Here is a 19,453-nt window from a genome sequence, read left to right as displayed (position 1 = left end):
TGAATTAGGTTGCCTTGCAAAACATTTCGTGGTCATCGCCGTCATCGGCTGGTTGACCATGACGTTCTCGATGCAGTCCAGCGGCCACCCAGCGGATGGAGCAACCGGATTCGCCGTCTTCGCCATCGGCGGCGTGATCGCGATGTTAGGACAGCTCGGGGCCCAGCATCCGCGCCGCGGCGGAGACGCTGATCCGATACACCGGACCAGGTCGCTGCATATTGCGGAAGCACGCGATGAGGTGCGGGCGAGCACGCAGCAATCAGCCCTGGTCGCGCCCGACTCGATCGATCATGGCCGATCGACCGCCCACTCGGGACTGTAGTCGCGGTGGTCGGACCAGAGGGCGGCAATAGAACGCACGGTCGGGCAGGGCCAGGCCACCGGGCCGCGGTCACCGGGGTCACGGCACACCGAGCACCGGTGCTGCGCGTCGGGTGTGTGCTCGCTGACGATCAGCCGCAGCACGGCCAGGTGGCGCAGCATCTGCTTCGGTGTCAACGTGCCCGGCACGAACACCGTCGACGGGGCGGAGCGGCTGTGCTTGGGCCGTACGAGACGCACCCACTCGTATTTGATCTCCCGACCACTGTCCCGGAAATCATGCTCCAGGCTCACCGCGAACTCGGCGGCTTCCTGTTGCCGCTCGAGTCGCCGGGCGATGAACTGCTCGATGGTCATCATCGCCGGACCATCCAGAGTGCGGTCGCGACCACGACCAGAGCGGCCCACAACACCCAATACAGCGAGGACGCGCCCGTGGCGACCAGCACCGCGGCGGCGACGGCGAGCACTACGACCGTGGAAGTGCGCATGATCGATTGTCTCTCATTACGCGCCGCGGGCCGCACAGGCCAGGCATCGCCGCCTTACTCGTCCTCCGTGGTCACCGAATATGTACTGCCATAAGAGGATCGGGCCGTCACTGCGAAAGTGACACCCGTCATATTCGAGTGAAACGTGTGTCGTTCACTTTTGGCGCTCAGTAGCGTTCCCGACTGGTCGAACTGATCGGCCAGGGGAACAAGGCGTTCTACAAATGGGGAGTTGAACAAGTGAAGAAGACCTGGTTGGCACTGCTGGTCGCGGTGCTCGCCATACCCGCCGCGGGGGGGATTCCCGCCGGCGCCGAACCTGCCGCGCCCACACCGACGATCTCGGTGGATCGGGCGCAACCCGGGCGTGGCATCCCGGACGTCTATGTCGTCTCCGTGAAAGAGGGAGCGAATATCGACGATGTGCTGTCACAGGCGAAGATCAAGGAAACCCGCGTGAAGTCGGCCGGCCTGAGGTCCTTCGCCGCGAAGCTGACGAAGCCTCAAGTCGAAGCCCTGCAGGGTAATTCGGCGGTCGAGATGATCCTCGAGGACCGGGTCATCGCGGCGACCTCGAGCATCGACGGCTACACCCCGACCACCGAACCGGGCCCGGGGTGGGCAGCTGATCGAATCAATCAGTCGGCGCTGCCGCTCGACGGGAGCTACACCACCACCGCCACCGGCGCAGGTGTCACGGCCTACGTCATCGACGGTGGCATCGATGTCAGTCATCCGGACTTCGAGGGGCGAGCCTCCGAGGGCATGTCGGTGATCAGCACCGCGCCGACCCTCGATTGCGGGGGTTACCAGCACGGCACCGGCGTGGCGGGCGTACTGGGCGGAGCCAAGTTCGGTGTGGCCAAGAAGGTGAAGTTGGTGTCCGTCCGTATCACGAGATGCGATGGGACGGCCGACCTTTCATCCATTCTGAACGCCTCGGACTGGGTGCAGGCGCATCACCAGAAGCCCGCCGTGGTGAACATTTCCTTGAATGTCAACGGGACCGGCTCATTCCTCGACAATGTCCAGGCGGCGTACCTTCGCGGGGTCTTCAACGCCCTCGCCGACTCCGGCCTGTTCATCGCGAATTCGACGAGCAATCGCGACGCCGATGCCTGCCTCGGCTCCCCCGCCGACGCCGCCGGAGTGGTGGCGGTCGCCCACACCGACATCGAGGACCGCGCCGCCCAGAGCTCGGACTGGGGCCCCTGCGTCCAGCTGTACGCACCCGGCCGTGAGGTCCCCTTCCCGGCGATCGGCGGCGGCTTCGTGAAGTCCAGCGGTTCCTCATTCGCCGCCCCGATGGTCGCCGGAGTCGGAGCCCTCTACAAGTCCACCTACGGCGACACGTACTGGCAGACGATCGCCAACTGGATCAAGGACAAATCCACCAAAAACGTGGTGCAACCCAAATCCAACCCCAACCCCAACGCCACACCCACGATAAACCGGCTGCTCAGCACCGGCGGCCTGTAACCGCCCCTCGATAACAGTGCGCCGTGCCCGGCCTCGAGCACGGCGCACTGTTATGCGGCCACACAATTGCCTCACCGTCCGCAGCCTCGAATGACGTAGGTCGGAGTCGAACCGACGTGGTTCCTGAGTGAAAGTCAGGCTGCCCATACCGACAGAGCAACTACGCCACGCGTCCGGCCGGATGGAATCGAACCACCTGTGCCCGAAGGCGGGAGGTTTACAGCCTCCGTGCACGCCATGTGCTCGACCGGTTGGTGGCGGTGGTCGGATTCGAACCGACGACCTGTGGGTTATGAGCCCACTGCGCTTCCTAACTGCGCCACACCGCTCCAACGATCCGCCCAATGGCGGACCCTGCGGAAGACAGAGAACTCGAATCCCAAGCCCTGAGGCTCAACACCGCTAGCAACGGGTTCCGGCCGGCCTGACCGGTTTATCTTCCATCGCGGAAAGTTGAGGAGTCGAACCCCCGGGACACAATGCCCGCCTCCGGTTTTCAAGACCGGCTGGCCTCCACAGGCCGGAACCTTCCATTTCACCGCCGCTCCGTTGAGCTCGCGGTCCAACCACATTCGCAGGAAGGCTGAAGGGCTGCAACCGAATTTCACAGGCCTTCGGAGACATCGATATCCGGGAACCGCTTCGCGAGTTCCGCGATGCCCTCTGCTTCGGTGGGCGGGTTTTCGATCCAGGACACCTGTTGATTCAAGAGGGCTCTCGCTTGATCGATCACTGCCGTCGGAGCCTCGGCGGGGAAGGCCTTGGCGACTACACTCAGGAGGTCTTCGATGTCGGTATCCAGCCCGGACTCGCGTTGCGGCCGCTCGCCTCGCAACGCTGCGGTGAGCATGTAATCGAAGCGCTCGCGTGCCTGCTGCGCGGTGGGCCGTGTACGCCTCATGAACGATCTCCGCTGGATGGTTTCTCGACAAGTAATCGATCGACTCGCCGCACGGGTCGGCTCGTGATGTAGCCACGTTCGCCGGAGCAACGCACGGCGGCAACTGAATTGGACCGGTTTGCCGGGAAGGTCTGGGTTGTGGGGACAGATAGTGCCAAGGCGTTGCTGAAAGGTGTACAGGCGCCGGGAATTGGCGCAGGGTCGGTCGGCATGAATGGCCATGTCTTGCGATTGCTATGTCGTAACGTCCCCGCTATCGCCGCTGCCGCGGTTGGGGCGGTGGTGATGTCCGGTTGCGGACCGGCGTCGTCGTCACCTGCGGATGTCACCAGTTCCGCGGTGACCTCGATGAAGGCGACCACTACCCTCGCTCCGCCTACCAGTACGACGACGACGTCGGAGATGGCGCCGGAGATGGCGCCGTTGAGCACGTCGACGGAGGTCGCGCCCGCTCCGGCGCCGGTGCCGTTCGTTGCCCCGGCGGCACCGCCGACCGCCGTGCAGCCACCGGCCGCCCCGCAGCCACCCGCACCCGCGCCGGCACCCGAGACGACCAATGCCCCGTCGGTGTATTACGGCAGTTGCGCCGAGGCCAAGCGGGCGGGGGCCGCGCCGCTTCGGCGGGGTGATCCCGGCTATCGCTCGGGGCTCGATCGTGATGGTGACGGGATCGCTTGCGAGAGATAGGTTTCGGCTATCCGGCGGTCTTCGCGGCCGCCGGGCATTACAGGGAGCGTCGGATGTACTCCTTGAGCGAATCCCGCACGAACGCTGCACAATTCGGATCGCCATAGGCCGCGGCGTAGCGTTCGTCGTCGGCGTACATGTCGGCCATGGCGGTGACCATGGCGATGGAGCGCTCGCGGTCACCGTCGGCCAGAGGGGTGCCGGGGGTGGCGCGGAACCAGGCGATGTGGCGGGCGGCTTGGGATTGGGCGGGGGCGGAGTCGGGCGCGTGACCGGATTTCCAGGTGGTGATCCAGGTGGCGATCATGTCGTCGAGGTCGCGTTTCCATTCGCGTTGTTGCCGGAGGGATTTGGCGCGCCACCACTGATTGCTGGCTTCGAAAGCCTCCTCACCCCAGCGGGCGATGACTTCGTCGCGGTAGGGGTCGTTGAAGCCTTCGAGCATCATGCGCAGGGAGCCTTCGGCGCCGGCTCGGGTGTCGAGGGTGTGGCGCAGGGCGCGGATTCGGTCGTCGATGCGGGCGCGTTCGGCTTCCAGGACGCGGAGGTGGGCCTGCAGGGCGGCGTCCTCGGTGTCGGCGGGGTCCTCGTCGGATACGCGGTCGAGGATTTCGGCGATGGCCGGCAGGCTCAGGCCGAGTTCGCGCAGCAGGAGGATGCGCTGGAGGCGGGAGACCGAGTCGGTGTCGTAGTGGCGGTAGCCGTTGTGGCCGACTCGGGCGGGTGGGAGGAGGCCGATCTCGTCGTAGTGGCGCAGGGTGCGGCTGGTGATGCCGGCGCTGTCGGCCAGTTGCTGGATCGTCCACTCCATGAAGGTCTCCCGTCAGTGTTTGCCGACCCAGTCGCCCTCGAAGGTGGCCGCCCATTCCTTGGCGTGGTCGAGTTCGGCCAGGCGGGGTGCGGTGAGGATGACGCGGTTGCCGTCGGGGTCGGTGATGGTGACATCGCTGGTGTACCACACGGTGTCGGTGGGGCCGGTGATCGTCACGCCGGGGAAGGCGTGCTCACGCAAGGTTGAAGCGAGGGTCGCGAGATCCTCGTCGCCCGCGGAGAAGCTGACGGTGGGGCTGCCGGGGACGGGGTCGCCGGGGACGAGCAGCAGGTCCTGGTATTTCATGCGGCGCAGGTGCACCACGACCGGGCCGTTGTCGCCGGGAATGGTTGCCAGCGCGATGAATCCGGCGGCCTCGTAGAACGCCGTCGTGGCGGCGATGTCGCGCACCTGGAAGGTGGCGAACATGGGCATGGGGTAGATGGTGCGGTCGATGTCGGGGTGTTCGCTCATGGACTCGACGGTAGGAGTTGACGTAGCGGCAAGGTCAACTCGGCGGTGTGGTGTGCCGGGAGTAAACCGCCAGCATGTCCTCGACCAGACGCAGGATGGCGACATCGAGATCGGGGCGCTGATAGACCCCGCGCACCACGGCTTCGCCGGAGAACAGGTGCAGCATCATGAAGAAGATGGATTCGCGCAGGTCGGCGGGGAAGTCGGCGAGGACGCCGCTGGCGCCGAGGGCGGCCACGATCTCGCGGTAGTAGTTCTCGGCGATGGGTGCGACGCGGTCGCGCAGTTCGGTGTCCGAGCGGGCGGCCAGGAAAATCTCGCGCAGCGCGCGGGTGAGGTTGGACTGCTGGGCCTGGCGCAGGAACCGCAATGCGACGTCGAGTGGATTGTCCTGGGCGCCAAGCTGTTCCATGGCGCCCCGGTAGCCGATGAGCTGGCGAGCGAAGATCTCCTCGGCGGTGCGCACGATCAGGTCCAGGCGGGTGTCGAACTGACGGAACATGGCCCCGGCCGATAGTCCGGCGCGGCCGCAGATCTCCTGCACGGTGGTGCGCTGGTAGCCGACCTCGCCGATGGCCGCGATGGTGGCGTCCACCAGCTTGGCCACGGTGGCTGCCCGGCGCTCCTGCTGGGTGCGCCGCGGGCGGGAAACTTCGCTCACGACACCCCATCCTGCCCCGTGAACATGAGCGGCAAATATCCGGACCACGGTGACCGTTGACACATTCGCCGCAGGCGGCATATGACATTTACTGCCACGACCTGGGCGCCCGCGTGCAGTACACGCGTGATCTGTTCAGCGAGCACGGCATCGCGGCGGTGTCGAACACCGCGAGCGCGGCGCTGTGGATCGATGACCGCCTCCATGGTGTTCCCGCGCCGCAGGGCTGCCACAACCGCGATGTGTATTCCGGCATTCTCGACCCCGGTGCGGTCGGCGCGTTCGTGAACACGATCGGGCAGACCCTCGCGTCAGCGCTCGGGATACCGGTGTAGCGGCCGTACGATCGGGCTCATGCCAGCAACCCGGGTTTCGATCCTGCTCGCACTGACCGCCCTGGCCGCCGCCGGATGTTCGTCGGGCGGCGGTGGGGACGAGCCGCCGCCCGCCTCGCTGGCCGGTCGCACGTTCGTCTCGACGGCGGTGTCGGGGACCCCGATCCCGGGCGGGGGGCCGTTGACGCTGACCTTCACCGAGGGCCGGGTCTCGGCGTCCGCGGGCTGCAATACCGCCAACGGTTCGGTCGACCTGCAGGGCAATACGATGCAGGTCGGCGAGCTGTCGTCGACCTTGATGGCGTGCCCGGGCGATCTGGCGGGCGCCGACGAATGGCAGAGCGCCCTGCTGCGTTCCCAGCCCACCTGGACCCTGTCCGGCGACACCCTCACGGTGAAGGGCAGCGGCTCCACGGTCACCATGCTCGACCGCAAGGTCGCCCACCCCGACAAGCCGCTGGTCGGCACCACCTGGGTCGTGACCAGCCTGCTGCGTACGCAGGCCAAGGTCCGTTCGGCCACTCTCGACGAGGTTCGTCCCACCCTGACGATCACCCCCGACGGCAAGGTCTCCGGCAGCGCGGGCTGCAATCAGATGACCGGCACCGCGGCCATCGACGGCGAGGATGTCACCTTCTCCCTCGCCACCACCCGCATGATGTGCGCCCCCGAGGTCATGGAGGTCGAGCAGCAGGTTCTCGAGGCGCTGGACGGGAAAGCCAAGGCCACCATCGATTCCGACGTGCTGACCCTGCGTAACGCGGGCAATGGCGCCGGCATCGAACTGCGCGCCGAGTGAGACCGGGTCCGGCGAAAATCATTGTCGCCGGACGGTATCGGCGCGCTAGCGTCCGATTCCATGACGACTGCGAGATTCCTGAATGTGGTGGATGTGGAGGCCACCTGCTGGGAGGGACCCAACCCGCCGGGGCAGCCCAGCGAGATCATCGAAATCGGGTTGTGCGTGCTCGATACCGTGACCAGGGAACGGGTGAGCAAGCACAGCATTCTGGTGCGGCCCGAGCATTCGGCGGTGAGTGAATTCTGTACGAGCCTGACGACACTCACTCCCGAACAGGTGAGCGCGGGCATTACTTTCGCCGAGGCGTGTGAACTGCTGTGCACCGAATTTCACGCCGATTCGAGACCGTGGGCCAGTTGGGGCGATTACGACCGCAAACAGTTCACCGCGCAATGCCAGGGCACGGGTGTGCGCTATCCGTTCGGCCGCGAGCACACCAATGCCAAGCTGGCGTTCTCCGCGGCGCGCGAGACCAAGCGCCGCTACGGCATGGCCGGCGCGCTGCGGCTGTCCGGGCTGCCGCTGGAGGGAACACATCATCGCGGCGGGGACGATGCGTGGAATATCGCCGCCTTGATCGCGGAGCTGATGAGTAAGGGTTCGTGGCCGGGCTGACGCTTTGTGCCATTGCTCGAAAACCCTGCGCTACATGGTCTTTTATGCATGGTCGACTGACAACGGAATGTTGTGAACTAACGGCATTTCAATGTTTCAGCTCTGCTGCCCGACGACCCTAATGTTCATTTCCACGCCGAGGACCAGCTCCGCGGGCGTAGACCATCGAACATCTAGGAAATCCATGGCACACAGAGTTATTGCGCGCGGTATGGCCGCCTGCGCGGCGACCACCACGGCGGCGGGCGCGCTGGCGCTGTTCGGCGCGGGCGCGGCCCAGGCGGACCCGGGAACGATCACCTGGAGCGACGGCTCCTCGCAGTTCACCCGGACCGTCAGCAACACCACTCCCGCCGAGGGCGACACGGTCACGGTCAGCACCAAGTTCGAGCGGACCAGCTGGACCGACGAGTTCATCTACAACATCAAGGACCGGCACGCGGCGTGCCTGACCTATGTCGCGGGCTCGGCCAAGATGACCGGCAATGACGGCGACTACCCGTACGCGAATCCCGAGGTCAATGCCGACGAGGGCAATGGCTACGGCTACGTGCGCGTGTCGTTCGGGGTCACCGAGTGGTCGGTGCAGAACCGCCCCGGCTTCCACCGCTCCCCTATCTTCACCGTGCAGTACAAGGTCGGACAGAACTGTGCGCGCGGTGCGGCGCTGACCAGCGGCATGGATTACGGCGGGTCGCTCGGTTCGGGCAATTACGGCACCAAGGGCCCCTCGATCACAGTCGGCAAGAACGCGACCACCACCACGCTGGCCGCCGTGCAGAACGCGCGCGTCGGTGTGGCGACCACGTTGACCGCGACCGTCACCGGCGGCGCGGCGGGCGACCCGGTCGACTTCTTCGACGGCGCGACGAAGATCGGCTCCGGGGCGCTGGACGCCGCCGGGACCGCGACCTTCCAGTGGACCCCCGCGGTGAAGGGCGACCACGGCCTGTCCGCGAAGTACGCGGGCACCGCGGCCGCCAATGGGTCGACCTCGGGGACGGTCACCGCGCAGGTGTCGGAGCAGAACCAGACCTCGACGGTGAGCCTGGCCGCCGCCTCCGGCGCGCAGGTCGGCAAGGCGACCACGCTGACGGCCACCGTGAGCCCGGCCGCGGCCGGCGGCACCGTCGAGATCCGCGACGGCGACGCCTCCCTCGCGGTCGTCCCGGTGGGCAACGACGGCACCGCCGCCTACCAGTGGACCCCGGCCACGGCGGGCGCGCACTCGCTGACCGCGACCTTCTCCGGCCGCGACGGCGTCACCGGCTCCACCACGTCCACGCAGGTCACCGTGGCCGAGGCCCCGGCCCAGAACACCGATTCCACCACCACCCTGTCCCCGGTCTCGGGCGCGCAGGTCGGTAAGGCGGTGGCGGTCACCGCGATGGTGAAGCCCGGAAACGCCGGTGGCAGCGTCACTTTCAAGGACGGCAACACCGTGGTCGGCACCGCGCAGGTCTCCGGTGACGGCACCGCCACCATCCAGTGGACCCCGGCCACCGCGGGCCAGCGCACGCTGACCGCCGAATACTCCGGCCACGGCACCGTGAACGCGTCCTCGGACCGGGCCTCGGTCGTGGTGGCCGCCGCCGCGGGCGGGGTCGACACCGGCAGCGGGACCGGCAGCCTCGGCTCCCTGCTCGGCGGTACCGGCTCGAGCAAGTAGCGGGGTGATGTCGCCGGGCGGTCCCCTCCCCGCCGTCCGGCGACATCTTCGCGAAATGGTCCCCGGCCGCGCCGATTCGCGGCAGGCTGGACGGACTGGCCGAGGGATCGGATGTTGCCGCAGGTAGCGCCGCGTCACCTCTACGCTGAGTTCCCGGCGTACGCGACCTATGGGGCATATGGGAGGGCGTCATCAACGACCGCGAAGCGGATCTGGATCAGTGGTTTCGCGCGGAGGTCGCCGCGGCGACACCGGGACCGGCTCGCGCGCAGGGGGAATTGATCGGCGCCGCCGGACTCACCGGTGAGCTCGCCCTGGCACTGTTCGACGCCCAGGCCACCTCCCGGCACCTGGATCTGGCCGCACGGCGGCTGGGCCGCGACGGACACGGCTACTACAGCATCGGATCGGCCGGGCACGAGGGCAACGCCGCGGTCGCGGCAGCGCTGCGGGTCACCGATCCGGCCTTGCTGCACTATCGCTCGGGCGCGTTCTTCGTGCACCGCACCCGGCAGGTCCCGGGCCTGGACCCGATCCGCGACGTCCTGCTGGGCGTGACCGCGGCGGCCGCCGACCCGATCTCCGGTGGGCGGCACAAGGTTTTCGGCAGCAAGCCCGCCCACATCATCCCGCAGACCTCCACCATCGCCTCGCATCTGCCGCGCGCGGTCGGCCTGGCCTTCGCGCTGGGGCGGGCCGCACAGCTGGGGCTGCGCACCGAATGGCCCACGGACGCGGTGGTGGTGTGCAGTTTCGGCGACGCCTCGGCCAATCACTCGACCGCCGCCGGGGCGATCAATACCGCGATCCACACCGCCCACCAGGGCGTGCCCATGCCGATCCTGTTCGTGTGCGAGGACAACGGCCTGGGCATCAGCGTGCCGACCCCGCGCACCTGGATCGAACAGGCCTACGGCTCGCGCCCCGGCCTGGCGTATTTCGACGCCGACGGCGCGGACCTGCCCGCGGCGCTGGCGGCGGCGACCGCGGCCGCCGATCATGTTCGCGCCCACCGCACACCGGCCTTCCTGCGCCTGCGCACGGTACGGCTGCTCGGCCACGCGGGCTCCGATGTCGAATCGGCCTACCGGCGTCCGGCCGACATGGCCGCCGATCTGCGCCGCGACCCGGTGGCCGCGACCGCCCGGCTGCTGGTCACCGCCGGGGTGGCGACCCCGGACGCGATCCTGGCCCGCTATGACGAGATCGCCGAACAGGTCGCCAAGGCCGCCGACAGTGCCTGGCACGAACCGAAATTGGGCTCGGCTGCCGAAATACAGGCCCCCTTGGCCCCCGCGCGGCCCTCGGCGGTCCGCACCGACGCCCTGCGCGGCACCGAGGGTCCGGAGTCGGTGGACGGCGACCCGCTCACCCTGGCCCAGGCGGTGAACCAGACTCTGGCGCACCTGCTCGCCCGCGACCCGGACGTGCTGGTGTTCGGCGAGGACGTGGGCCGCAAGGGCGGGGTGTACGGCGTCACCAAGGGCTTGCAGCAAAGTTTCGGCGCGCGAAGGGTTTTCGACACTCTGCTCGACGAGCAGAGTGTGCTGGGCACCGCGCTCGGCGCCGGCCTGGCGGGGTTCGTACCCATCCCGGAGATCCAGTACCTGGCCTACGTCCACAATGCCGAGGACCAGTTGCGCGGCGAGGCGGCGACCCTGTCGTTCTTCTCCGGCGGCCGCTATCGCAATCCGGTGGTGGTGCGCATCGCGGGCCTGGCGTATCAGAAGGGCTTCGGCGGCCACTTCCACAACGACAATTCCCTTGCCGCGCTGCGGGATATCCCCGGTCTGGTGCTGGCGGTGCCGTCGCGCGCCGACGACGCCGCGGCCATGCTGCGCACGTGTGTGGCGGCGGCCCGGGTGGACGGCCGGGTGTGCGTGTTCGTGGAGCCGATCGCGCTCTATCACACCCGCGACCTGTATCGCGACGGCGACGGCGGCTGGCTGGCGCCGATTTCCGCTGTGCGCCATGCCGAGATCGGCCGGGCCCGGGTGTACGGCGAGGGCACGCACCTGACCATCGTGAGTTTCGGCAACGGGGTGCCGATGAGCCTGCGGGTGGCGCGGCGGCTGGCCGAGCGTGACATCCACGCCCGGGTGCTGGACCTGCGCTGGCTGGCCCCGCTGCCGGTGGCGGATCTCCTCGACCATGCCCGCGCCACCGGACGGGTGCTGATCGCCGACGAAACCCGCCGCAGCGGAGGCGTTTCCGAGGCGGTGTGCGCGGCGCTGCTGGACGCCGGATTCGACGGCAGGCTCGCCCGGGTCACCAGTGCCGACAGTTTCGTGCCGCTGGGCCCGGCGGCATCGTCGGTGCTACTGGACGAGGACGCGATCGAGGCGGGCGCGCTGAGCCTGCTGGCCGCGCCCCGGTGACCACGGGCGGAGCCGGGCCTGCTCGCTTGGAAGCCCGGCCCCGCCCGTGGTCGACGCCGGTTCCGGTCGGCGTCCCGGTGCCGTCGGAGGACGACACCAAGCCAATCTACGTATCAACTACGTAGATACGTAATACCGTAGACGCGGGGCCGCCCGCAAGGGGCACGTGGCGACCCGCACACGATTCGCAAACTCGCGCACGACAGTAAGGCTGTCCTCAGTTTTGCCCCCTACACTCGGGCGGATTCCACGGGAGGAGATCGGATGCGGGCCGCGCGATCGCGGGTGGGCCGATGAGTGTCGCCGTCTGTCTGTTGCTGTACGGGTTCGCGGTCGCGGTGCTCGCGCCCCGGGTGCTACGGCGGATCAGCGCGTCGGGGGCCGCACCGCGCATCGCGGTCGCGGCGTGGGTGGCGGTGATGATCTCGACCCTGCTGGCATGGGCGGTGACGGTGACCATCATCGTGGTCGACATCGGCACCCATAAGATCTCGGTGCTGCCGGCCCGCTTCCTCGACACCTGCCTCCTACACCTGCACGACGCGGCGGTCGGCCACTACGGACGGCACCTGCAGACCGGCCTGCTGATCCTGTCCTTCTTCGCGGCCCTCGCGGGCCTGGTGGTCGCGTTCCGGCTCGCCACCACACTGTGGCGATCGCACCGCAGCACACTCGAGCACGCGCGCCTGGCCCGCCTGGCCGGACGCCACCACCCCGAACTGGACGCCGTGATCCTCGACGTGGATCATCCCGCCGCGTATTGCGTTGCGGGCAAACCCCATACGATCGTGGTCAGCCGCGGCGTGCTCACCGCTCTCGACGACCACCACCTCGAAGCGGTGCTGTCCCACGAGCGCGCCCACCTGACCGGACGCCACCACCTGCTGCTCACCCTGACCCGCGGCCTGGCCACCGTGCTGCCGCGGGTCGACCTGTTCACCACCGGCGCGGCCGAGGTGGCGCGCCTGCTGGAAATGCTGGCCGACGACGCGGCCGCGCGCATCCACGGCCGCGACACGGTCCTGCAAGCCCTGCTCACGATGGCCGCGCTGCCCGAACAGTCCGAGACCACCCACGCGGTGCTGCGCTCCCGCGTGCGGCGACTGTCCGAACCGGCCGATGTGGCCCGGTCCCACTCGCGCACCGCGGCCGTGGCCGCGACCCTGACCGCCATGCTCATTCCGGTGGCCGCGCTCATCGCGGCCACCATCGGCATCGAGGTCTGCCTGACCTGACCGTCGGCGATATCAGCGCCGCGCCGGCAGCGGCTGGGTCGGGTAGTCGATCACCCGGCCGGGCGGGAACATCCCCTGCGACGGGCGTTTGCGATGCCGCCCGCCGCGCGCGGGCTCGCGACCCGAACGGTCCAGCACCGCCAGCGCCACGGCCGCGATCGCGCCGATCACCACCAGTCCCAGCCAGACCGCCCACTCCGCGCCCGCGGCGTGCGCCGCGCCCAGCAACGCGCCCGTGGCCAGGTTGCCGATCAGGATTCCGACGCCCACCACGGTGTTGTAGAAGCCGTAATGCGTCGCCACCAGCCGATTTCCCGACAGTGACACCACGGTGTCCATCTCGAACGGGAACACCGCCGCCGTCCCCACCGCCAGCACCGCCGCCGCCAGCAGCAGCGCCCCGAGCGCCACCGCGTCCCCGAAGATCCCGCCCGACGGAACGATCGCCAAGGGCAGGAACGCCACCGCCAGCAGCGCCACCCCCACCACCAGACCGCGCCCGGTCCCCCACCGGCCACGGAACCAGGCCGTGATGCGCAGCTGCCCCGCCACCGCGACAACACCGGAGATCACGAACAACGCCGAGGTGACCGCCTGCGCCCGGTCCCCCGCCAGGTACTCCGCCTGCAAAGGCAGCGCCAGATACACCTGGAACGACAGCACATACGAGCCGACCATGATCACCGCGAACGCCACGAACCGGCGATTCGCCACCACCGTGCGCCAATCCTCGAGCACCGAGGTCCGTACGGCGGGCTCGGCCGCGCGGCGCGCGGGCAACGCGAACAACTGGGCGACGGTGAGCGCCGCGAACACCACCGCCGCCGCGGCCGCCGTCACCCGGAAATCCAACGCCAGCAACGCCAATCCGACCAGCGGCCCCGCCAGGGTCCCGGCCTGGTAGAAGACGTTGAACACCGCGAACGCCTCCACCCGCCGCTCCCCCGCCTCGGCCGCGAGATAAGCGCGCACCGCCGGATTGAACAGCGCGCCCGCGAAACCCGTCGCCGCCGAGGCGATGATCAGGCTCGGCAGATCCGAGGCGAACGCCAGCAGCGCGAAACCCGCGGTCCGCAACAGACATCCGGCCACGATCAGCGGCTTGTACCCCAGCCGATCCGCCAGCGTGCCGCCCACCAGGAACATGCCCTGCTGCGAGAAGTTACGCACGCCCAGCACCAGCCCGACCGCCCACGCCGCCAAGCCGAGGGGCCCGGACAGGTATCCGGCCAGATAGGGCATGAGCATGTAGAAGCCGAGATTGATGCCGAACTGGTTGACCATGAGCAGCTGGGCCGCCCGGTCGAACCCGCGGAACTTCGCCAGGACGCTCACGACAGCGGCCCCGGGGTCGCCTCACGCGGGTGCTCGGGTACGCGGGGGTCGATGACGGTCGTGCAGCGGGTCCATCGCTCGACCTGCCGCTCGCGGGGATGGGCGATCACATCGGGGGCCGCCGGTTGGCCCGCGTCCAGCAGACCGTGTGCGGCGCAATAGGAGTCGTTGTAGACGGTGTCGAAGTAGCGGTGCGGGCCATCCGGGAAGACGGCGGCGATGCGGGTGCCCTCGGGATGGGTGCGGGCCGCCCACCCGGCGACCAGCGCGACCGCGCCGACGCTCCAGCCGCCACTGGACAGGTAGCCCGAAGCCAGGGTGCGGCAGGCCCAGACCGACTCGGCCGGTGCGACCCAATGGATTTCGGTGAAGGCACCGTAGTCGACATTGCGCGGATGGATGCTCGAACCGAGACCGCGCATGAGGCGGGGACCGGCCTGCTGACCGAAGATGGTGGAGGCCACGGTGTCCACCCCGATCAACGACAGCGCGGGATCGGTGCGGCGCAGGGCGCGCGCGATGCCGGCGGAGTGGCCGCCGGTCCCGACGGCGCACACCAGCACGTCCACGCCGCCCAACTGCTCGATCAGCTCCCGCGCGAGGGACTCGTAGGCGTCCACGTTGTCGGGGTTGCTGTACTGGTCCGGGCACCAGGAACCCGGCTCCGCCGCCAGCAGTTCGGCGACGCGATCACGGCGCGCCTGCTGCCAGCCGCCCTCCGGATGCGGTTCCCGCACCAGCTCCACCCGCGCACCGTAGGCCGCGAGCAGCTGGGCGACCATGGGTTCCAGACCGGGATCGGTCACCACCGTCACAGGGTGCCCGTATACCAGTCCGGCCAGGGCCAACCCCAGACCCAGAGTGCCACTCGATGATTCGATGATGCGCGCGCCGGGTGCGAGCTCGCCGCGCTCGCGGGCGCGACGCACCATGTGCAATGCGGGCCGGTCCTTCATGCCGCCCGGATTGCGGCCTTCGAGTTTGGCCCAGAAGCCACGCCCCGCCGGCGCGAAGGGTTCGCCCACCCACAGCACCGGCGTATTGCCGACCAGGGCGCGCGGTTCGCGGGCCAGTACGGGCAAGCCGGAACTGGTGGTGAGCATGTCGAATTCGTCGAGCAGACCTCGGTCCATGACTGTCGCTTTCGGTATCGGACCGCCACAGTGGGCGGAATGACGTGCACGGCAACGGACTCCGGCCGCGGGCGATGGGCCCCGGCCTGCCGCTGACCGATCAGCGTCGGGCGATACACAAGCGCGTCAGCAGTAATCGGCCGCCGACCGCACCTCCCGGCGGTCCGCGCACACCATGGACGGCGGTGGCGACGCCTTGGTTCGCGAGACCGACCTCGACCGCGATCCGCTCGGCGGTGAACTCCGGAACATGCTCCTCGCCGGGTGACGCCGACCGGATGGCGTGCTCGACATGCGGGTCACAGTGTGCGGATTCGCCGCCCAGCGGCTCGTCGGAGACTCCGACGGTTTGGGCATGGCTCAATCCGGGCGCATGGTCGGCGCCCGCCCCGGCGGCGCAGTCGGTGATCGCGGCGACCAGTACCAGCACGGCGAACAGCAGTCCCCACAGGAACCGGCCCGAACCGCTGCCACGGCTCACGCCGTCACCTCCTGCCCGAATTCGACTGTTCCGCCGTCACTTTCACCGGTAGAGCGGTCAGGGCGCCGTGCGAGGTCATCGCGCCGGAACCTGGTTGACACGCTCCCGAAACAATCTACTATCTACGTACGTAGTTCGTAGCAACCCCGTGACCGGGTTCACGTCCGCGCGAGGCGAATACGAAGCAAAAAGACAGGACACGCATGGGGTTCGCGCCATCGAAACGCCCGACACGCCGAACTCGCGCCGCGCCTACGACAGGAAGGGCCACCGGCCCCCGGCGATCAGCGCTTGCCGCGCGTGAACTTCCGCAGCGCCGCGCGCAGCCCCTCGGACTCCTCGGCGCTCATCTGCTCCACGAAATGCGCGAGCACCAACTCCGAACGGCCACCACTACCCAGCGCCTCGCGCATGAGCCGCGCGCTGTACTCCTCGCGGCTGAGACTGGCCCAATAGCGGTAGGCCTTGCCGACCCGCTCACGCTCCAGCCAGCCCTTGCGGTGCAGGTTGTCCATGGTGGACATGACGGTGGTGTACGCGATGTCACGCTCGGCGGCCAGCTCGTCGAACAGCTCGCGAACCGTCGTCTTCCCGGGGCGATCCCAGATCCGTTCGATGATGACGGTTTCCAGATCGCCGAAGCCTCGTGCACTCACGTCCGACGTCTCCTCACCTCGGCGCGCCATTCATACGTTCTACGTACGTAGACAGTAATGTGGGCGGCCCGGCCTCACAACACGTGGCGTTGTCCGCGTCCGCCGAGCCGCGCCCGGAGCGGCCTCAGTCCGCCAAGCGGTGCCCCGCGTCCCGCAGGGCCGCCGACGCCTCCTCCAGCCGATGCGCCGGAACCAGGATGAGATCGGCATGGAAGGTCGAAGCGACGAACACCGGGATCGACGATTCCGCCAACGGCCCGATCAGCGCGGCCAGCGTGCCGGGCGAGTTCAGACTCCCGGCGTCGATGCCGTAGAAGCCCTTCCAGGTCTCCCCTTCGGCCCACGCCGGCGCCTCCCGAATCACCGTGAGCCCCTCCGGCGCTCGCACCAGCGCGATCCACTCGTCGTCCTCCGGAAACGTCGAATTCGGCAGATGATCCACCGCGAACTGCGACGGGACGATCCGCAAACGCTGGGAGCCGGTCATGGCCACATCGTAGGCGGCGGGCCCGACAATTCCGGTTCTCCCACCGCATCGACCAGTATTGGTGTCAGTGACTAAAATTCGGATGACGGTTCCCGAACCGGCCCGTAGAGTCGGCGAAATGACCACCAGCCCAAAACAAATCGCCACCGAGAACGAGCAGATCGCCGCTCTCGGCACCTACCACACCAGCGACGGGACCCTCGTCGACATCAGCGCCCCGCTGACCGCGGCCCGCGCCGGGACCGTCTGCCACGAGCCCGAGGAAGACCTCAACGCACCGGTCACCGGCCCCTTCACCGGACGCCCCGAGGTCACCGGCGAAGGCAGTGTCCAGGCCGCGCGCCGCCTCCACGCCGAAGGCGGAAAACGCCTGGCGGTGCTCAACTTCGCGTCCGCTCGCAACCCCGGCGGCGGCTACATTCGTGGCGCCCGCGCTCAGGAAGAGGATCTCTGCCGCAGCGCACTGCTCTACCGATGCCTGCTCGAGACACCCCGCTACTACGAGGCCCACCGCGCCTCCGACGACCCGGGCTACACCCATCGCGTCATCTACGCACCCGAGATCCCGGTCATCCGGGACGACCGCGGCGAACTCGACCCGCACCCGTTCACGACCTCTTTCCTGACCTCACCCGCCCCGAATGCCGGTGCGCTCGCGGACCGTTCGGGTCACCCGGTCGATGTGCGCGGCCTCCTCTCCGAACGCGCCACCCGAGTACTGACCGTCGCCGCCCACCACGGGGTGCGCGAACTGGTGCTCGGCGCCTGGGGTTGCGGCGTGTTCCGCAATGACCCGAACGAGGTCGCCGAAGCGTTCGACCTCGCGCTGCGTGTGCACGGCGCCGCCTTCGAACGGGTCGTCTTCGCGGTCTGGGACCGCTCTCCCGTCTCGGCCAACCGCGCCGCGTTCGCAGCCCGATTCGGCTCGGCCGCATCCTCGTAGCCGCGGTTGCCCATGGAACCCCACGCCGGGGCTCGCGGCAGCCGCGACATTTTCGCAACCCATGTTTAGATCGCAATATCTACAGACTTGGATACCTCTGATCTGGATCGGTCGAGACGCAACCGGGCTCGATGGTCAGCCTGCCCCCGTCAATCGGGCCAGACAGGCGAGCGCTTCTCCAGGAAAGCGGCCATTCCCTCACTCGCGCCGGGCAATTGGGAGGCAGCGGCCATGACTTCGCGCGCGAGCGTGTACGCGTCCGCCTCGGGGCGGTCGAGCTGCGCGTAGAGGGTGCGTTTGCCCAGCGCCTTGCTGGCGCGACTCCCCCGCGTGGCCCGGCCGAGCAGGTCCGCGACGGCGGCGTCGAGGTCGGCGGCCGGTACCGCGTAATTGATCAAACCCCAGTCGACCGCCGTACGAGCATCGATCACATCGCCGGTCAGAGCCAGTTCCATCAAGCGCTTTCGGCCGATGGACCGCGCGACGGGAACCGCCGGGGTGTGGCAGAACCAGCCGCCCTTGCCGCCGGGCAGCGCGAAGCCCGCGGAATCGGCGGCGACGGCCAGGTCGCAGGAGGCGACGAGCTGACAACCAGCCGCGGTGGCCAGGCCCTGCACCCGCGCGATCACCACCTGCGGAACCTCTTCCAGGGTGGTCATGACCGACTGGCACAAGGTGAGCAGATCGCGAACGCCGAGCAGGTCCCGCGCCGCGACATCCGCGAAATCGTGGCCCGCGCTGAATACGGGCCCGGCCGCGGCCAGCACGATGCCGGACGCGTCGGTCTCCCCCGCCGCACGGAACGCCGCGAGCAGTTCGGACAGATGATCGGCGGACAGCGCATTACGCCGATCGGGCCGATTCATGGTGATGGTGATGGTGTCACCATCGGTTTTGACGAGCAGGTACTCGTACTCCGCGGTCATGCTTCCACGGTAGTGCGGGCGGCGCCCGTTCGCGGTCACACGGGCGAAGGCGCGGCCACCCCCAGTTGCAGCCATTGGCCGACCGAGGGAACCCTGCCGGTGTCCACGAGCACCACGAGGTACCAGCCGGGCGGAGCCAACGCCGGATTCGAGGGCATGGCCACCGAGACCGCGCCGGCCGCGGTCGCGGTGATCGGCAGATCGATCAGGCGCTGATTGTTGTCGCAGGAGTGGGTGCACGAGGTGGGATGCATGAGGCTCACCTCGCGGACGGCGGCCGACGTGGTCAGTGTCAGAGTCGCACCGTATTCCACTGTGCCCGAGATCATCTCGAATTCCGGTCGAGCGCCTCGGAACAGGTAGGGCGGCCAGAACACTTCGATGCGCAGTTCCTCGGTCTTGCGCCGCGGATTCGATCCGGCCGTCACCACTTTGCCGTCGGGAGTCAGTAGCGCCACCGAGTGGTACAGCCGCGCCACCCGCTGCGGGGCGGTCGGGGTCCAGGTTTCCGCGATCGGGTCGTAGATCTCCCCCGCTGGGCGGGACCGCGTCGGCCATCTCCTCCATCGCCGAACCGCCCGTGGCCAGCACGGTGCGGTCCGGCAGCACCACCGCGCAGACGTGCATGCG

The 19,453-nt window shown here is 68.5% G+C and carries 24 protein-coding genes and 3 tRNA genes; 10 read left to right on the top strand and 17 right to left on the bottom strand.

The genetic code is table 11. The features are described 5' to 3' along the window. Positions 1-28: 28 nt before the first annotated feature. Positions 29-325, top strand: coding sequence for a hypothetical protein (locus tag ABZ412_RS29165; RefSeq protein ID WP_357286301.1), 297 nt, complete (start codon positions 29-31; stop codon positions 323-325). Here ABZ412_RS29165 and ABZ412_RS29160 read toward each other — a convergent pair. Both ABZ412_RS29160 and ABZ412_RS29155 read right to left on the bottom strand, forming a co-directional pair. Next, positions 292-684, bottom strand: a complete 393-nt coding sequence (locus ABZ412_RS29160; RefSeq protein ID WP_357286298.1) for a DUF6221 family protein — start codon at positions 682-684, stop codon at positions 292-294. The two genes, ABZ412_RS29165 and ABZ412_RS29160, sit on opposite strands and share 34 nt — an antisense overlap. Further along, positions 681-815 (bottom strand): LPXTG cell wall anchor domain-containing protein, encoded by a 135-nt coding sequence (locus ABZ412_RS29155; RefSeq protein WP_357286296.1) that lies wholly within the window; start codon positions 813-815, stop codon positions 681-683. Before ABZ412_RS29155 ends, ABZ412_RS29160 begins: the two co-directional genes overlap by 4 nt. Positions 816-1,055: 240 nt before the next feature. Between ABZ412_RS29155 and ABZ412_RS29150 the strand changes: the two genes are divergently transcribed. After that, positions 1,056-2,294 (top strand): S8 family serine peptidase, encoded by a 1,239-nt coding sequence (locus ABZ412_RS29150; protein WP_357286293.1) that lies wholly within the window; start codon positions 1,056-1,058, stop codon positions 2,292-2,294. A 91-nt stretch (positions 2,295-2,385) separates the two neighbouring features. Here the strand turns inward: ABZ412_RS29150 and ABZ412_RS29145 are convergent. From ABZ412_RS29145 to ABZ412_RS29125, 5 genes are all read right to left on the bottom strand, one after another. Continuing rightward, positions 2,386-2,461: transfer RNA gene (locus ABZ412_RS29145), tRNA-Glu, on the bottom strand. Between the two features lie 85 nt (positions 2,462-2,546). Then, a tRNA-Met gene (locus ABZ412_RS29140) sits at positions 2,547-2,623 on the bottom strand. Positions 2,624-2,740: 117 nt separating this feature from the next. Further along, positions 2,741-2,826, bottom strand: a tRNA-OTHER gene (locus tag ABZ412_RS29135). 72 nt (positions 2,827-2,898) lie between these two features. Next, a complete protein-coding gene (locus ABZ412_RS29130; protein WP_357286290.1) occupies positions 2,899-3,195 on the bottom strand; it encodes a hypothetical protein in 297 nt (98 codons plus the stop codon). Then, positions 3,192-3,752 carry a hypothetical protein gene (locus ABZ412_RS29125; protein ID WP_357286388.1) on the bottom strand — a complete coding sequence of 187 codons (561 nt, stop codon included), beginning with the start codon at positions 3,750-3,752 and terminating at the stop codon, positions 3,192-3,194. Before ABZ412_RS29125 ends, ABZ412_RS29130 begins: the two co-directional genes overlap by 4 nt. Between ABZ412_RS29125 and ABZ412_RS29120 the strand changes: the two genes are divergently transcribed. Next, positions 3,658-3,882, top strand: a complete 225-nt coding sequence (locus ABZ412_RS29120; RefSeq protein ID WP_357286380.1) for an excalibur calcium-binding domain-containing protein — start codon at positions 3,658-3,660, stop codon at positions 3,880-3,882. The two genes, ABZ412_RS29125 and ABZ412_RS29120, sit on opposite strands and share 95 nt — an antisense overlap. Positions 3,883-3,919: 37 nt before the next feature. Here the strand turns inward: ABZ412_RS29120 and ABZ412_RS29115 are convergent, their stop codons facing one another. From ABZ412_RS29115 to ABZ412_RS29105, 3 genes are read right to left on the bottom strand one after another with little or no spacing between them, the layout of a single operon-like run. Continuing rightward, positions 3,920-4,693 (bottom strand): MerR family transcriptional regulator, encoded by a 774-nt coding sequence (locus ABZ412_RS29115; RefSeq protein ID WP_357286287.1) that lies wholly within the window; start codon positions 4,691-4,693, stop codon positions 3,920-3,922. A 12-nt stretch (positions 4,694-4,705) separates the two neighbouring features. Then, on the bottom strand, positions 4,706-5,167 hold the full coding sequence (locus ABZ412_RS29110; protein WP_357286284.1) for a VOC family protein: 462 nt from the start codon (positions 5,165-5,167) through the stop codon (positions 4,706-4,708). Positions 5,168-5,201: 34 nt separating this feature from the next. Further along, positions 5,202-5,828 (bottom strand): TetR/AcrR family transcriptional regulator, encoded by a 627-nt coding sequence (locus tag ABZ412_RS29105; protein WP_357286281.1) that lies wholly within the window; start codon positions 5,826-5,828, stop codon positions 5,202-5,204. Positions 5,829-5,884: 56 nt separating this feature from the next. On the opposite strand from ABZ412_RS29105, the gene ABZ412_RS29100 reads away from it, so the two are divergent. The 6 genes from ABZ412_RS29100 to ABZ412_RS29075 all read left to right on the top strand — a co-directional run bounded on the left by ABZ412_RS29100 (position 5,885) and on the right by ABZ412_RS29075 (position 12,862). Beyond that, positions 5,885-6,163, top strand: a complete 279-nt coding sequence (locus tag ABZ412_RS29100) for a lipase family protein (protein WP_357286278.1) — start codon at positions 5,885-5,887, stop codon at positions 6,161-6,163. Between the two features lie 19 nt (positions 6,164-6,182). Next, the gene (locus ABZ412_RS29095; protein WP_357286275.1) at positions 6,183-6,962 is read left to right on the top strand and encodes an META domain-containing protein; all 780 of its coding nucleotides are present in this window, start codon (positions 6,183-6,185) and stop codon (positions 6,960-6,962) included. 60 nt (positions 6,963-7,022) lie between these two features. Continuing rightward, on the top strand, positions 7,023-7,580 hold the full coding sequence (locus tag ABZ412_RS29090) for a 3'-5' exonuclease (protein ID WP_357286273.1): 558 nt from the start codon (positions 7,023-7,025) through the stop codon (positions 7,578-7,580). 184 nt (positions 7,581-7,764) lie between these two features. Beyond that, entirely contained in the window at positions 7,765-9,249 is a 1,485-nt protein-coding gene (locus ABZ412_RS29085) for an Ig-like domain-containing protein (RefSeq protein ID WP_357286270.1), read from the top strand. A 278-nt stretch (positions 9,250-9,527) separates the two neighbouring features. Next, a complete protein-coding gene (locus ABZ412_RS29080; protein ID WP_357286267.1) occupies positions 9,528-11,627 on the top strand; it encodes a thiamine pyrophosphate-dependent enzyme in 2,100 nt (699 codons plus the stop codon). Positions 11,628-11,920: 293 nt separating this feature from the next. Next, positions 11,921-12,862: a M56 family metallopeptidase gene (locus ABZ412_RS29075; RefSeq protein ID WP_357286264.1), complete on the top strand. Its 942-nt coding sequence runs from the start codon at positions 11,921-11,923 to the stop codon at positions 12,860-12,862. Between the two features lie 12 nt (positions 12,863-12,874). Here the strand turns inward: ABZ412_RS29075 and ABZ412_RS29070 are convergent, their stop codons facing one another. The 5 genes from ABZ412_RS29070 to ABZ412_RS29050 form a co-directional block, all read right to left on the bottom strand. After that, a complete protein-coding gene (locus ABZ412_RS29070; RefSeq protein WP_357286377.1) occupies positions 12,875-14,146 on the bottom strand; it encodes an MFS transporter in 1,272 nt (423 codons plus the stop codon). 47 nt (positions 14,147-14,193) lie between these two features. Continuing rightward, positions 14,194-15,300, bottom strand: coding sequence for a PLP-dependent cysteine synthase family protein (locus ABZ412_RS29065; RefSeq protein WP_357286375.1), 1,107 nt, complete (start codon positions 15,298-15,300; stop codon positions 14,194-14,196). A gap of 130 nt (positions 15,301-15,430) precedes the next feature. Further along, positions 15,431-15,811 (bottom strand): hypothetical protein, encoded by a 381-nt coding sequence (locus ABZ412_RS29060; protein WP_357286261.1) that lies wholly within the window; start codon positions 15,809-15,811, stop codon positions 15,431-15,433. A gap of 284 nt (positions 15,812-16,095) precedes the next feature. Continuing rightward, positions 16,096-16,467, bottom strand: coding sequence for a BlaI/MecI/CopY family transcriptional regulator (locus ABZ412_RS29055; RefSeq protein ID WP_357083165.1), 372 nt, complete (start codon positions 16,465-16,467; stop codon positions 16,096-16,098). A gap of 124 nt (positions 16,468-16,591) precedes the next feature. After that, positions 16,592-16,954, bottom strand: a complete 363-nt coding sequence (locus ABZ412_RS29050) for an ACT domain-containing protein (RefSeq protein WP_357286259.1) — start codon at positions 16,952-16,954, stop codon at positions 16,592-16,594. A 118-nt stretch (positions 16,955-17,072) separates the two neighbouring features. Here ABZ412_RS29050 and ABZ412_RS29045 point away from each other — a divergent pair, with 118 nt between their 5' ends. Further along, positions 17,073-17,897: a TIGR02452 family protein gene (locus tag ABZ412_RS29045; RefSeq protein ID WP_357286256.1), complete on the top strand. Its 825-nt coding sequence runs from the start codon at positions 17,073-17,075 to the stop codon at positions 17,895-17,897. Between the two features lie 149 nt (positions 17,898-18,046). On the opposite strand, the gene ABZ412_RS29040 is transcribed toward ABZ412_RS29045, so the two are convergent. Next, positions 18,047-18,763, bottom strand: coding sequence for an enoyl-CoA hydratase-related protein (locus ABZ412_RS29040; protein ID WP_357286372.1), 717 nt, complete (start codon positions 18,761-18,763; stop codon positions 18,047-18,049). Between the two features lie 95 nt (positions 18,764-18,858). Next, positions 18,859-19,152: a galactose oxidase early set domain-containing protein gene (locus ABZ412_RS29035; RefSeq protein WP_357286369.1), complete on the bottom strand. Its 294-nt coding sequence runs from the start codon at positions 19,150-19,152 to the stop codon at positions 18,859-18,861. Between the last annotated feature and the right edge of the window lie 301 nt (positions 19,153-19,453).

Source organism: Nocardia sp. NPDC005746 (assembly GCF_040630785.1).
Lineage (GTDB): Bacteria > Actinomycetota > Actinomycetes > Mycobacteriales > Mycobacteriaceae > Nocardia.
This window is presented reverse-complemented; position numbering and strand designations above follow the sequence as displayed.

Coding starts and splice junctions, on each gene's coding strand:
- ABZ412_RS29160 (WP_357286298.1), bottom strand. CDS start 684: ATGATGACCATCGAGCAGTTCATCGCCCGGCGACTCGAGCGGCAACAG.
- ABZ412_RS29155 (WP_357286296.1), bottom strand. CDS start 815: ATGCGCACTTCCACGGTCGTAGTGCTCGCCGTCGCCGCCGCGGTGCTG.
- ABZ412_RS29130 (WP_357286290.1), bottom strand. CDS start 3,195: ATGAGGCGTACACGGCCCACCGCGCAGCAGGCACGCGAGCGCTTCGAT.
- ABZ412_RS29115 (WP_357286287.1), bottom strand. CDS start 4,693: ATGGAGTGGACGATCCAGCAACTGGCCGACAGCGCCGGCATCACCAGC.
- ABZ412_RS29110 (WP_357286284.1), bottom strand. CDS start 5,167: ATGAGCGAACACCCCGACATCGACCGCACCATCTACCCCATGCCCATG.
- ABZ412_RS29095 (WP_357286275.1), top strand. CDS start 6,183: ATGCCAGCAACCCGGGTTTCGATCCTGCTCGCACTGACCGCCCTGGCC.
- ABZ412_RS29090 (WP_357286273.1), top strand. CDS start 7,023: ATGACGACTGCGAGATTCCTGAATGTGGTGGATGTGGAGGCCACCTGC.
- ABZ412_RS29085 (WP_357286270.1), top strand. CDS start 7,765: ATGGCACACAGAGTTATTGCGCGCGGTATGGCCGCCTGCGCGGCGACC.
- ABZ412_RS29075 (WP_357286264.1), top strand. CDS start 11,921: ATGAGTGTCGCCGTCTGTCTGTTGCTGTACGGGTTCGCGGTCGCGGTG.
- ABZ412_RS29070 (WP_357286377.1), bottom strand. CDS start 14,146: ATGGTCAACCAGTTCGGCATCAATCTCGGCTTCTACATGCTCATGCCC.
- ABZ412_RS29065 (WP_357286375.1), bottom strand. CDS start 15,300: ATGCTCACCACCAGTTCCGGCTTGCCCGTACTGGCCCGCGAACCGCGC.
- ABZ412_RS29050 (WP_357286259.1), bottom strand. CDS start 16,954: ATGACCGGCTCCCAGCGTTTGCGGATCGTCCCGTCGCAGTTCGCGGTG.
- ABZ412_RS29045 (WP_357286256.1), top strand. CDS start 17,073: ATGACCACCAGCCCAAAACAAATCGCCACCGAGAACGAGCAGATCGCC.
- ABZ412_RS29040 (WP_357286372.1), bottom strand. CDS start 18,763: ATGAATCGGCCCGATCGGCGTAATGCGCTGTCCGCCGATCATCTGTCC.
- ABZ412_RS29035 (WP_357286369.1), bottom strand. CDS start 19,152: ATGATCTCGGGCACAGTGGAATACGGTGCGACTCTGACACTGACCACG.